Source organism: Nocardia bhagyanarayanae, assembly GCF_006716565.1.
In the GTDB taxonomy this organism is placed as follows: domain Bacteria; phylum Actinomycetota; class Actinomycetes; order Mycobacteriales; family Mycobacteriaceae; genus Nocardia; species Nocardia bhagyanarayanae.
Genome location: NZ_VFPG01000001.1, coordinates 218779 through 231038, shown reverse-complemented (window position 1 = coordinate 231038; position 12260 = coordinate 218779). Strand labels below are relative to the sequence as shown.

Genomic DNA, 12260 nt, shown 5'->3' with positions numbered 1-12260 from the left:
ACCGAAATTCGTAGCCGATCTCACTCCGCCGATTCGGCCACCGGTTCCGTACAGACCCGCATGAACTCCGCGTACGCGTCGAGCAACGTCGCCCGCGCCGCGCGCACCGCGGTCTCCGGATCGCCGTCCACGATCAGCTCGCCGTGCACGTCCATCGCGAGATGACACAGCATCTGCCAGGTCGAGACGATCAATCGCACGCTCAGCGCCCCTTGTGTGGTGCCGAGACGTTCGGCGAGCACCGCGGTGATCGCGTCGGACTTGCTGTCGGCGAACTCCAGCGCGCGGCTGTTGACGGAGGGACTGTCGCGCACGACCCGTTGCATCTGCTGGAACCTGCAGAACGACACCGCCGAGTTCTCGGACGCCGCGTCGTCGATCACCTGGAGATAGGCGTTGCACAGCGCGTGCAGCTGGTTGCCGTTCGGCGGCTGTTCTCGCAACTTGTCGGCAACCATCTGACCGAAGTCGAGGATGGGCGCGAGGACGATGTCCTCCTTGGTTTCGAAATACCGGTTGACGGTGCGCGGCGAGACGTCGGCCGCGTTCGCGATCTGCTCGACCGTGGTCGCGTCGAAGCCTTGGGCGTCGCACAGTTCGAGCGCGACGTTCATGATGCGCAATCTCGTCTGCTGCTTCTTGCGCTCGCGCAGCCCGAGGGGCGCGGTGTTCTCGCGGTCCGCGTGCCCGCCGGGCTCGGGCGGGATGTCCTGCCTGGTAGCCGCGGCTTCCTGCGTCGTGTCCGCCGACGTCGATGAGTCGAGCATCTCCCCACTGTAACTCAGACGGTCGGTCATCTGTCATGATCCGGCAAATGTCTGATTGCGACATTTTTCTATTGACGCCAAATGTCTGTCAGTGACAGGATTGGCCGCACGCGCACTTCCGAACGACGAGGAGACAAGGTGAGCGAGATATCGACAGCGGTGCACGCGCCGGGCGACCGGCGCGACTCGGCCCGCTGGCTGGCGCTCGGCGTAATCGGCCTGGCCCAGCTGATGGTGGTCCTCGACGCGACCATCGTGACCATCGCGCTGCCGTTCGCGCAGCGTGACCTCGGCATCAGCGAGGGCGACAAGCAGTGGGCCCTCACGGCGTACACGCTGATCTTCGGCGGCCTGCTGCTGCTCGGCGGCCGCCTTGCCGACTACCTCGGCCGCCGCAGGATCTTCCTGGTCGGCCTCGTCGGCTTCGCGGCCGCTTCGGCGCTCGCGGGTCTGGCGCAGAACGGCGCCCAGCTCTTCGCGGGCCGCGGCTTGCAAGGCGCCTTCGCAGCGCTGCTCGCACCCGCCGCGCTCGCACTGGTCTCGGTGACGTTCACCGAGGCGAAGGAGCGGGCCCGCGCCTTCGCGGTGTTCGCGGGCATCTCCGCGGGCGGCGCCGCCATCGGCCTGATCGCGGGCGGCGCGCTCACCGAATACGCGTCCTGGCGGTGGACCCTGCTGGTCAACACCCCCATCGCGATTCTCGCGTTCGTCGGCGCGCTCGCGTTCGTCATCAAGGACGTGCCCGCGCCGCGTACCGGCGGCTACGACGTGCCCGGCGCCGTCACGGTGACGGCGGGCTTGATCGCCATCGTGTACGGCTTCAGCCGCGCCGCCGATCACGGCTGGACCTCGGGCGGCACCCTCGCGCTGCTCGTCGCCGGGCTCGCGCTGCTCGTCGCGTTCGTCGCCATCGAGCGTCGTTCGGCGAATCCGCTGTTGCCCCTGCGCATCCCGGGGGAGAGCAACCGTGGCGGCGCGCTGCTCGCCGCACTGCTGATCCCCATCGCGATGTTCGCGATGTTCCTGTTCCTGAGCTTCTACTTCCAGGTCACGCTCGGCTACTCGCCGCTGAAGGCGGGCGTCGCGTTCCTGCCGTTCCCCGTGGGCATCGCGGTGTCGGCGGGCATCACCAGCGCGCTGCTGCCCAAGCTCGGACCGCGTCCGCTGATGATCGCGGGCGCCGCGCTCGGCGTGGTCGGGTTGCTCTGGCTCGCGCAGCTGAGCTACGGCGACAGCTATGCCGCCGGTGTGCTGCCCGCCCAGCTGCTGATCGCGCTCGGCATGGGACCGCTGTTCGTCGGCATGCAGGCGGTGGCGCTGCACCGGGTGGACGAGGCCGACGCCGGTGTCGCCAGCGCGTTGCTCAACGCCGCCCAGCAGGTCGGCGGCGCGGTCGGCACCGCGCTGCTCACCACCATCTCGGTGCAGGCGGCCAAGGACTACCTCGCCGACAATCCGACGGTCGACGATCTGGCCGCTCGCGCCGCCATCTACAGCTACGACGTCGCGTTCTACGTCGGCGCGGGCTTCTTCCTCGCCGCGATCCCGGTGATCGCGCTGATGATCAAGGCCAAGCCGACGGACTTCGCCGAGGACGCGGAGGAGAGCCTTCGCGTCCCGCTCGCGGTCTGAGCAACACCGGATACGGCCCGCGCATCGAAGGTGCGCGGGCCGTATCGCGCGTCCGGTCGCCGTTCGGTTCCCGCGCAGGTCGGAGCGCTCGACTTGCCCGGGATGACATGATGGAGAAAGTGGTTGGGATCACTCGTGGGGCTACTCGTGGGTAACCGTCTTGGAGTCCGCACAGTGGGCCCTCCCCGCGCGGTGAGATCGTCGGCAGCAGTACGCTTGTCTTGCTTGCACCACACGTCCCGCAAACAACGCGGTACATATACGTTGTCTGTTGAACAGCTGGGGTCCGCTCACAAGCGTGTTCGCCTGGCCGTGCAATAAGGGCACCATCCTAGGAGGACACGAAGATCCATGTCCAAGATCAAGGTTGAAGGCACCGTCGTCGAACTCGACGGTGATGAGATGACCCGGATCATCTGGCAGTTCATCAAGGACAAGCTGATCCACCCGTACCTCGACGTGAACCTCGAGTACTACGACCTCGGCATCGAGTATCGGGACAAGACGGACGACCAGGTCACCATCGACGCGGCCAACGCCATCAAGCAGCACGGCGTCGGCGTGAAGTGTGCCACGATCACCCCGGACGAGGCCCGCGTCGAGGAGTTCGGCCTCAAGAAGATGTGGCGCTCGCCCAACGGCACCATCCGCAACATCCTCGGCGGCACCATCTTCCGCGCGCCGATCATCATCTCCAACGTTCCGCGACTGGTTCCCGGCTGGACCAAGCCGATCATCATCGGCCGCCACGCCTTCGGCGACCAGTACCGCGCCACCGACTTCAAGGTCTTCCAGTCGGGAACCGTCACCCTGACCTTCACCCCCGAGGACGGCAGCGAGCCGATCGTGCACGAGGTCGTGAAGATGCCGGACGAGGGCGGCGTCATCATGGGCATGTACAACTTCAAGAAGTCCATCGAGGACTTCGCGCGCGCGTCGTTCAACTACGGCCTGCAGCAGAACTACCCCGTCTACATGTCGACGAAGAACACCATCCTGAAGGCCTACGACGGCATGTTCAAGGACACCTTCCAGGAGATCTTCGACACCGAGTTCAAGAGCCAGTTCGACGCGGCGGGCCTGACCTACGAGCACCGCCTCATCGACGACATGGTCGCCTCCTCCATGAAGTGGGAGGGCGGCTACGTCTGGGCCTGCAAGAACTACGACGGCGACGTGCAGTCCGACACCGTGGCCCAGGGCTTCGGTTCGCTCGGCCTGATGACCTCCGTGCTGCTGACCCCGGACGGCAAGACCTGCGAGGCCGAGGCCGCGCACGGCACCGTCACCCGGCACTACCGCCAGCACCAGCAGGGCAAGCCGACCTCGACCAACCCGATCGCGTCGATCTTCGCCTGGACCCGTGGCCTCGAGCACCGCGGCAAGCTGGACAACACCCCCGAGGTGATCGGCTTCGCGCAGACACTCGAGGACGTCGTCATCAAGACCGTCGAGGGCGGCCAGATGACCAAGGACCTCGCGCTGCTCGTCGGCGGCGACCAGGGTTACCTGACCACCGAGGAGTTCCTCGGCGCGCTCGACGCGAACCTGGCTCGCGCCTTGCGCTGAGTCGGCACCGGGGGCCGGACGCGATCCGTCCGACCCCGACCGGCGCTGGGATCTCCCAGCGCCGGGGTTGAGCCGGGCACCCGCCCACCTCGCGGTGGAACGGGTGCCCGACGTGTATTCGCGGTTGCGCGGCCGTCAGCCTGCGGATGGCACCGGTGCGTCGAGCAGTCCGGCGAACGCCCTGGTGAAACTGGCGGTGCCGTGCCCACGTTCGACCTCGGCGTCGAACAGGCGCTGTAGCGGATCGAGCAGATCCGTTGCCACGCCTTGGTTTCGGCTGGTCGTGCGGATGTCGGCGAGACCCGCCGCGTTGACCGCGAGATCGGAGAAGTTCACCGGGAACTCCCGCGAGTCGATCTCGGCGGCCAGCGTGGGCAGCATGTCGAGCAGCGCGCGCAGCCAGGGCACCAGGAACGTGTCGGTGAAATCGACCGCGGAGACCCGCTCGGTGTGCACCATCGCCGTCGCCTGGAAGAAGCCGCCGAACAGCCCGTACATCCCGCCGAGCACCGCCATGTCGTGCAGCGCCGCGAGACCCGCGTCCGCGCCGACGTACTTCGTCGCGCCCAATTCCGCTATCACCTCCGCGAATTCGGCCTGCGCGCCGGACTCGCCGCTGTAGACGAGCAGCGTCTCGGGCGTGCCCACCGTCTGCGGAACGCCGAAGATGCCGCCGTCCAGGAAGCGCGCACCGTGCTCCGCGAATCGTTCGGCCAGCTCGCGGGCGGTGTCGGGGCGGCCGGTGGCCACGTTGAGCACCGTCCGCCCGCGCAGCGCCGCGCCGAGCGGGACGAGCTGGTCCCCGGCGGCCGCCGTGTCGGCGAGCACGGTGACGATCAGCTCGCCAGCCGCGACCGCCTCGGCGACGTCGTCCGTGCGCCGTGCGCCGAGCTCGTCGAGGTGAATCGCCTTGCCCGGCGTGCGATTCCACACGGTGGTCGGGTGACCGTTGCGCACGAAGACCTCGGCGATCGCCGCGCCCATCCGCCCGAGACCCAGCACGGTGACCGATGTCTTGCTCATGATTCCTCCGTCGTGTCGTTCTGTCGGGTGGGCGCCCGTCGACCAGTCTTCGCGACATGACCGCCGAGGTGTGAGTGGCAGGACTGACGCTTAGCGAACTATTACTGCCATACTGGGGGCATGACCGGTCGAACCGTCGCCATGGCCATCGCGCCCGGCGCGCTGCACCCTTGGGATCTCTACGAATTGGGCGTCGTCGCCTCGATTTTCGGCACGCCGCAGCCGGATCTGGCCGACGCCTGGTACGAGCTGAAGGTGTGCGCGGTAGCGCCGGACCAGCAGACCCAGCCGATCGGCTTCGGCGCGTTCCTGCGCGCCGAGCACGGTCTCGACGACCTGCTCACCGCCGACACCGTGATCGTGCCCTCGGTGGCGCACGAATGCGTGACCGCCGAACGCGAACTGCCACCCGAGCTGCTGAACGCACTGGCCGCCGCGCATCGCCGCGGCGCGCGCATGGTCGCCCTCTGCGACGGCACTTTCGCGCTGGCGGCGGCGGGTCTGCTGGACGGCAGGCGGGTCACCGCGCACTGGGCGCACGCCGAGATGCTGGCGAAGCGCTTCCCGAACATCGAGGTCGACGACTCGGTGCTCTACGTCGACGACGGCGACGTGCTCACCAGCGCGGGCATGACCGCGGCGCTGGACCTGTGCCTGCACCTGGTCCGCCGCGACATGGGGGCCGAGGTGGCCAACCAGCTCGCGCGCCGCATGGTGATCCCGCCGCACCGGTCCGGAGGCCAGGCGCAGTACGTCGACCGGAACGTGCCCGCGCGGCCCTCGGACGACCTAGGCGTTGTGCTGCAATGGGCCGTCGAGCACCTCGATGAGCCGCTGACCGTCGACACCCTGGCGGCCAAGGCCAATATGAGCCCGCGCACCTTCCACCGTCGCCTGCACCGCTCCACCGGAGCCACACCGATGCAGTGGTTGCTCAACCAGCGCCTCGCGCATGCCCAGTCGCTGCTGGAGACAACCGACTTCAATATCGAGCGGATCAGCCGCATGTCCGGACTGGGGACCGCGACGAATTTGCGCCGCCATTTCGCGTCCGTGGTCGGGGTCACGCCCGCCGAGTACCGGCGGACCTTCGCGCGCCGAGAGCCGATCGGGTCCTGATTGTCGGAATGCCCTGTGAACTGGACGAATGCCGCGCCAAGTGGTGGTCGAACTCACGTCGGCTCGGGGAGCGATCCGACGTGCGCGCCGGTTACATGAAGGCGTGACGAGTCAGGTAGCCACCCATCTGCCCGCTCCGCCCGACAAGGCGCGGACCGATTGGCATGTCCCCGCGATGCTGGCGCTGGCGCTCGGCGGCTTCGGCATCGGCACGACCGAGTTCGTCACCATGGGCTTGCTGCCGGACATCGCGCAGGCCATGAACGTCTCGGAGCCGACAGCGGGACACGCCGTGTCCGCGTACGCGCTCGGCGTCGTGATCGGCGCGCCGGTGCTCGCCGCGCTCTGCGCGCGGGTTCCGCGCAAGCGCCTGCTCATCGCGTTGATGATCGCGTTCACCGTGGGCAACGCGGCGACTGTCGTGGCGCCGAGCTTCGAGAGCCTGGTCGTGGCGCGCTTCGTCTCCGGTCTGCCGCACGGGGCGTACTTCGGGGTCGCCTCGCTGGTCGCGGCCACGCTCGCGCCCGCCGGGCAGCGAGCCAAAGCGGTTGCCGCCGTTATGCTGGGCCTGAGCGCCGCCAATGTCGTCGGCGTTCCCGCCGCCACCTGGCTCGGCCAGCATCTCGGGTGGCGGGACGCTTTCGTGGTGGTCGCGCTGATCGGCATCGCGACGGTCGCGGCGCTCGCCCGTTTCGTGCCGGAGCTCACCGGCGTGAAGACCACCGATCCGAGGACCGAGCTCGGCGCGCTACGTCGCTCGCAGGTGCTGCTGACCTTGGCGGTCGGGGCCGTCGGCTTCGGCGGCATGTTCGCCGTCTACGCCTACATCACCACCACTCTCACCGACGTGGCAGGCATGTCGCTGGGCTTCGTGCCGCTGGTGCTGATGCTGTTCGGGCTCGGCATGGTGGCGGGCAACATCGTCGGTGGCGTGCTCGCCGATCGCGGCGTGGACCGCGCCGTCTTCGTCGCCATGATCGCCATGGCCGTCGTGCTCGCGGGTTTCGTCGCCGCGGCGCACAATCCGTTCACCGCCGCCGCGGGCGCCTTCCTGGTCGGCGCGACCGGCGCGGCGCTCGCGCCCGGCCTCCAGACCCGGCTGATGGATGTCGCCGCCGACGCCCAGACCCTCGCCGCCGCGCTCAATCACGCGGCGCTGAACATCGCCAATGCCGCGGGCGCGTGGCTCGGCGGTCTGGTCATCGCCGCGGGTCTGGGATACACCGCGCCCGCCGTGGTGGGCGCGGGGCTGGCGGTGGCCGGTGTGCTGCTGTTTACGGTCACCGCCGGGCTTGCCCGGCGGGCCGGACAGCGCTGAGCATCGCCCGGGGCTGCGGGCGCGTGGCTCGACAGCCCAGAACATACAGATCTGTATGTAAGTGTAGAATCGTCGGAATGACCAGGACCGCCGCCGACAAGCCGCAGCGCCGCACCCAGGAGCAGCGCAGTAGCGAGATGCGTGTGCGGCTGCTCGACGCCACCATCGACTGCCTGGTCGAATACGGCTACGCGGGGACGACGACGCCGCGGGTCGCCGAGCGCGCGGGCGTCACGCGCGGGGCGCAGGTGCATCACTTCGGGTCGAAGAACGATCTCGTCGTCGCCGCGATCAGTCACCTGGCCCAGCGCCGGGCGGAGACCGCGATGCGGGAAATGGCCAAGGTCGAGAGCGGTGCCGACCCGGTCGCCGCGGCCTTGGACTTCCTGTGGGACCTGCACCAGGGTCCGCTGTTCATCGCGACCGTAGAGCTGTGGGTCGCCGGCCGGACCGACCCGGTGCTCGCCTCGGCCATGGAGAAGGTCGAGCCGTTCGTCAACAACGCGGTGCTCATGGCGGTGGCCCGTTTCGTCCCGGACGAGATGCGCCGCAAGGACGCTCGCGACTTCGTCTACACCGCCATGGACGCCCTGCGCGGCATCCTCATCTCGAACTTCATCGAGCCCGACACCGACCGCGCCCGCCGACGCTGGGCCCGCGCGTCCGCGAATCTTCGCGCGGCCGCGTCCGCGAGCCTCGTGCCGCGGCGTTGATGACAGCGAAACCCGGGGCCGCTGAACTGGCGGTCGACACCGTCACGGCGGTCGGCCGCGCGAATCCCGCCGCCGTGAGCGGGCCGACGACCGACGCGTCGCAGCCGCGGAGGTGAATCCCGCTGCTCGGGGTCTGATGACGCTGGATCGTGTCCGCGCCGATCGCATTGGCACGACATCGCGCTGAGGCCGAGTAGCTGGCGTCACCGCGCCGATGTCGACCTCCGGCGTGAGCGGCCCCGGGTCGCGGTTCCGATGTCGGCTATCGCGCTGTCGGCACCCGCGTTCTCTCCTCTCCGCGCTGCTGCCGTATGTCTCTCGTGGCCGCCTGTGTATCAGCGGTGGGTGGTTCAAATACACAACTAGTTGTATGTCTGTCAATGCCTGTCTGACCTGCTGATAAAGCTGAACTGATCCGAAGTAGGCACCAACCCTTGCGTCCTTACATACAGCTTTGTATGTTTGTTTCAGCTCGATCCGTTCGGATCGGACGCTGATGTCCGCCGCCCGCACCGCCGGTGCACACCGCGGCGCGGGCAGGCACGAAGTGAGGAGTTCGATGGCGAACAGGGTTTACGTCGTCGGCGTCGGCATGACGAAGTTCGAGAAGCCGGGCCGTCGCAAGAACGAGGACGGCACCGACTGGGACTACCCGGACATGGCGCGGGAATCGGGCACCAAGGCGCTCGCCGACGCGGGCATCGATTACCGCGAGGTGCAGCAGGCCTACGTCGGTTACGTCTACGGCGAATCCACCTCCGGCCAGCGCGCCGTCTACGAGCTGGGCATGACCGGCATTCCGGTGGTCAACGTCAACAACAACTGCTCGACCGGATCCACCGCCCTCTACCTCGCGGCGCAGGCCATCCGCGGCGGCCTCGCAGACTGCACGCTGGCGCTGGGCTTCGAGAAGATGCAGCCGGGCTCGCTGGGTTCCACTTGGGACGATCGCGAGCAGCCGATGGCCAAGCACATCATGGCGCTCGCCGAGATCTCCGAAGTGCTCTTCCCGGTCGCGCCGTGGATGTTCGGCGCAGCGGGCCGTGAGCACATGAAGGAGTACGGCACGACCGCCGAGCACTTCGCCAAGATCGGCTACAAGAACCACAAGCACTCGGTGAACAACCCGTACTCCCAGTTCCAAGACGAGTACACCCTCGACGACATCCTCGGCGCGCGGATGATCTACGACCCGCTCACCAAGTTGCAGTGCTCGCCGACCTCCGACGGTTCCGGCGCGGTCATCCTGGCGAGCGAGGACTTCGTGAACTCGCACGACCTCGCCGGGCAGGCCGTCGAGATCGTCGGCCAGGCGATGACCACCGATTTCGGCTCCACGTTCGACGGCACCGCGAAGAACCTGATCGGCTACGACATGAATGTGCAAGCCGCACAGCAGGTTTACCGGCAGGCGAACCTCGGCCCCGAGGACTTCCAGGTCATCGAGTTGCACGACTGCTTCTCCGCCAACGAGCTGCTGCTCTACGAGGCGCTCGGCCTGTGCGGCCCCGGCGAGGCGGGCAAGCTCATCGACGAGAACCAGACCACCTACGGCGGCAAGTGGGTCGTCAATCCCTCCGGCGGCTTGATCTCCAAGGGTCATCCGCTGGGCGCCACCGGTCTCGCGCAGTGCTCCGAACTCACCTGGCAGCTGCGCGGCGCGGCCGACAAGCGTCAGGTCGAGGGCGTCACCGCCGCACTCCAGCACAACATCGGCCTCGGCGGCGCCGCGGTCGTTACCGCCTATCAGCGCGCCGATCGCTGATCCGGAAACCACCCCGACAGGAGAGATCATGGGACACATCGAAGCGACCAAGGACGTCAACGCCACCCCGGAAGCACTGTGGGCGGTCGTCTCCGACCCGCAGACCTGGGACAAGTGGTTCACCATCCACGAGCGTTTCATGGAGGAGCCGCCCACCGTCTTGGCCGAGGGGTCCAAGCTGGTGGCCAAGATCGTCATGCTCGGCATGGCGAACAAGCTGGAGTGGACCATCAAGGCGGTCGACGCGCCGAACAAGCTGACCCTCGGCGGCACCGGAATGGCCGGTGTCAAAACCGAATTCACCTTCGACATCCAGCCCAAGGGCGCGGGCAGCACCATCGTGGTGTCCGGCGACTTCGAAGGCGCGCTGATCAAGGGCGCGCTCGGCAAGGCGGTGGAGAAGGACGGCATCAAGCAGCTGGACAAGTCGCTCGAGCAGCTCGACGCGCTGGCCTCGGCGTAGGGCGTCGCGATGACAGCGGAAACCACCGCCGCCCGCGTCGTCGAGTTCGACGACGCGGGCCTGGAAACCTGGTGTGACGAGGAACGTTTCGAGGTGACCTCGGAGCGGATCGCCGAATACGCCGCGGCGACCAACGATCCCATCGCGGCGCACCGTGCGGGCGAGGTGGCCTCGCCGGTGTTCGGCATCGTCCCCGTCTTCGAGGCCATGATGATGCCGGTGATCGACGTGGCGCCGATGGACATCTTCGGCCGAGTCGTGCACGGCGAGCAAGACTTTCACTTCCACCGTGCCATCCGGCCCGGCGATAGGCTGGTCACCCGCGCCAAAGCCGTTGGCTACGCGAGCAAGTCCAACGGCAGCACGATCACCATCCTCATCGAATGCCGCGACGAGGACGGGGAACTGGTCAACGAGCAGTACCTGACCGCGTTCTTCCGCAACATCGACGCGGGCAAGACCGTCGGCCAGGCCGCGCCGCCGCACAAGTTCGACGAGTCGCTGCGCGGAACCGAGCCGTTCGCCGTCGTGCCGCAGCACGTCGACGACGACCAAACCTTCCGCTACGCACCGGCTTCCGGCGATCCGGTGCCGCTGCACCTGGACGCGCAGGTCGCCAAGGACGCCGGGCTGCCCGGCATCATCGCGCACGGCCTGTGCACCATGGCCTTCGCGTCGTGGGCGGTGCTCACCGAGGCGGCGGGCTCGGACGTGCATCGGCTGCGCCGCTTCGCGGTGCGCTTCGCCAAGATGGTCTTCCCCGGCGACGACCTGGAGACCCGGATCTGGAAGGTGGGCGCCGCCGACGGCGTGACCACCTACGCCTTCGAGACGGTGCGCGGCACGGACGTCGTGCTCAGCGACGGCCTCGCCGAGATCGCCGACTGACCCGATCGGCCCGCGGCGCGATCAGCCGCGGGCCGTTCCGGCACCCCCATTCATCACACCCTCGTCCGATCGGGCGGGAGCACCACACAGGAGACGCACACATGGGCGCATTGGAAGGAAAGGTCGCCGTCATCACCGGCGCCGGCCGGGGGATCGGCCGCGAGCACGCGCTGTTGTTCGCGAGCGAGGGCGCGCGCGTCGTCGTCAACGACCTCGGCGGCAGCAACGCGGGCGAGGGCACCGATTCCGGCCCGGCCCAGCAGGTGGTCGAGGAGATCGTCGCGGCGGGCGGCAAGGCCGTCGCCAACACGGACAACATCGCCTCCTGGGACGGCGCGCGCAATCTCGTCCAGCAGGCGGTCTCGGAGCTGGGCGGCCTCGACATCGTGGTCAACAACGCGGGCATCCTGCGCGACGCGTTCATCGCGGGCATGGACGAAGCCCAGTGGGACGCCGTGATCGCGGTGCATCTGAAGGGCCACGCCGCGGTGCTGCACCACGCGGCCGCGTACTGGAAAGAGCAGAGCAAGGCGGGCAACCAGCCCAACGCGGCGGTGATCAACACCGCGTCCGCCTCGGGCACCACCATCCCGAACGCCGGTCAGGCCAACTACGGCGCGGCCAAGGCGGGCATCGCCGCGCTGACCCTGGTCGCCGCCGACGAACTCGCCCGCTACGGCGTGCGGGTGAACGCGATCGCACCCATCGCGCGCACGCGGCTCACCCTCGCGACGCCCGGCATGGGCGAGATGATGGCGGCCGAGGCGGAGGCGGCCGAGGAAGCGGGCGGATTCGATGCCTTCAGCCCCGCCAACATCTCCCCGTTGGTCGCATACTTGGCTTCGGACAAGTGCCCGATCACCGGCAAGGTGTTCGCGGTGCAGGGCGGCGCCATCTCCGAGTTGGCCGGCTGGCACGACGTCAAGACGATCGAGACCGAGGGCCCCTGGCTGATCGACGACATCGCCGCCCGGCTGCCCTGAGGTTGGGCCGCCAGAAAGGA

11 protein-coding genes are annotated in these 12260 nt (G+C 68.3%); 9 read left to right on the top strand and 2 right to left on the bottom strand.

Annotated elements, in window-relative coordinates:
* Nucleotides 1-20 precede the first annotated feature (20 nt).
* Complete coding sequence (locus FB390_RS00980; protein WP_185756905.1) at nucleotides 21-767, bottom strand: TetR/AcrR family transcriptional regulator; 747 nt, start codon at nucleotides 765-767, stop codon at nucleotides 21-23.
* Nucleotides 768-905: 138 nt separating this feature from the next.
* Between FB390_RS00980 and FB390_RS00975 the strand changes: the two genes are divergently transcribed.
* Nucleotides 906-2399, top strand: coding sequence for an MFS transporter (locus FB390_RS00975; RefSeq protein ID WP_246123798.1), 1494 nt, complete (start codon nucleotides 906-908; stop codon nucleotides 2397-2399).
* A gap of 351 nt (nucleotides 2400-2750) precedes the next feature.
* Nucleotides 2751-3968, top strand: a complete 1218-nt coding sequence (locus tag FB390_RS00970; protein WP_141807251.1) for an NADP-dependent isocitrate dehydrogenase — start codon at nucleotides 2751-2753, stop codon at nucleotides 3966-3968.
* Between the two features lie 135 nt (nucleotides 3969-4103).
* Here FB390_RS00970 and FB390_RS00965 read toward each other — a convergent pair whose 3' ends face one another.
* Nucleotides 4104-4991, bottom strand: coding sequence for an NAD(P)-dependent oxidoreductase (locus tag FB390_RS00965; protein WP_141807250.1), 888 nt, complete (start codon nucleotides 4989-4991; stop codon nucleotides 4104-4106).
* Nucleotides 4992-5111: 120 nt separating this feature from the next.
* Between FB390_RS00965 and FB390_RS00960 the strand changes: the two genes are divergently transcribed.
* The 7 genes from FB390_RS00960 to FB390_RS00930 all read left to right on the top strand — a co-directional run bounded on the left by FB390_RS00960 (nucleotide 5112) and on the right by FB390_RS00930 (nucleotide 12240).
* A complete protein-coding gene (locus FB390_RS00960) occupies nucleotides 5112-6110 on the top strand; it encodes a helix-turn-helix domain-containing protein (RefSeq protein ID WP_141807249.1) in 999 nt (332 codons plus the stop codon).
* Nucleotides 6111-6213: 103 nt separating this feature from the next.
* The gene (locus FB390_RS00955; RefSeq protein WP_425465835.1) at nucleotides 6214-7428 is read left to right on the top strand and encodes an MFS transporter; all 1215 of its coding nucleotides are present in this window, start codon (nucleotides 6214-6216) and stop codon (nucleotides 7426-7428) included.
* Nucleotides 7429-7505: 77 nt separating this feature from the next.
* Nucleotides 7506-8141, top strand: coding sequence for a TetR/AcrR family transcriptional regulator (locus FB390_RS00950; protein ID WP_141807248.1), 636 nt, complete (start codon nucleotides 7506-7508; stop codon nucleotides 8139-8141).
* 496 nt (nucleotides 8142-8637) lie between these two features.
* Nucleotides 8638-9906, top strand: coding sequence for a lipid-transfer protein (locus tag FB390_RS00945; RefSeq protein WP_141807247.1), 1269 nt, complete (start codon nucleotides 8638-8640; stop codon nucleotides 9904-9906).
* 28 nt (nucleotides 9907-9934) lie between these two features.
* On the top strand, nucleotides 9935-10369 hold the full coding sequence (locus tag FB390_RS00940) for a type II toxin-antitoxin system Rv0910 family toxin (protein WP_141807246.1): 435 nt from the start codon (nucleotides 9935-9937) through the stop codon (nucleotides 10367-10369).
* A 9-nt stretch (nucleotides 10370-10378) separates the two neighbouring features.
* Nucleotides 10379-11257, top strand: a complete 879-nt coding sequence (locus FB390_RS00935) for a MaoC/PaaZ C-terminal domain-containing protein (protein WP_141807245.1) — start codon at nucleotides 10379-10381, stop codon at nucleotides 11255-11257.
* 101 nt (nucleotides 11258-11358) lie between these two features.
* A complete protein-coding gene (locus tag FB390_RS00930; protein WP_185756904.1) occupies nucleotides 11359-12240 on the top strand; it encodes an SDR family oxidoreductase in 882 nt (293 codons plus the stop codon).
* The last annotated feature ends 20 nt before the right edge of the window (nucleotides 12241-12260 follow it).

Excerpts from the sequence above, each read along its gene's own strand:
- FB390_RS00945 (WP_141807247.1), top strand. The coding sequence starts at position 8,638 with ATGTCCGCCGCCCGCACCGCCGGTGCACACCGCGGCGCGGGCAGGCAC.
- FB390_RS00935 (WP_141807245.1), top strand. The coding sequence starts at position 10,379 with ATGACAGCGGAAACCACCGCCGCCCGCGTCGTCGAGTTCGACGACGCG.
- FB390_RS00970 (WP_141807251.1), top strand. The coding sequence starts at position 2,751 with ATGTCCAAGATCAAGGTTGAAGGCACCGTCGTCGAACTCGACGGTGAT.
- FB390_RS00960 (WP_141807249.1), top strand. The coding sequence starts at position 5,112 with ATGACCGGTCGAACCGTCGCCATGGCCATCGCGCCCGGCGCGCTGCAC.
- FB390_RS00980 (WP_185756905.1), bottom strand. The coding sequence starts at position 767 with ATGCTCGACTCATCGACGTCGGCGGACACGACGCAGGAAGCCGCGGCT.
- FB390_RS00950 (WP_141807248.1), top strand. The coding sequence starts at position 7,506 with ATGACCAGGACCGCCGCCGACAAGCCGCAGCGCCGCACCCAGGAGCAG.
- FB390_RS00940 (WP_141807246.1), top strand. The coding sequence starts at position 9,935 with ATGGGACACATCGAAGCGACCAAGGACGTCAACGCCACCCCGGAAGCA.
- FB390_RS00965 (WP_141807250.1), bottom strand. The coding sequence starts at position 4,991 with ATGAGCAAGACATCGGTCACCGTGCTGGGTCTCGGGCGGATGGGCGCG.
- FB390_RS00930 (WP_185756904.1), top strand. The coding sequence starts at position 11,359 with ATGGGCGCATTGGAAGGAAAGGTCGCCGTCATCACCGGCGCCGGCCGG.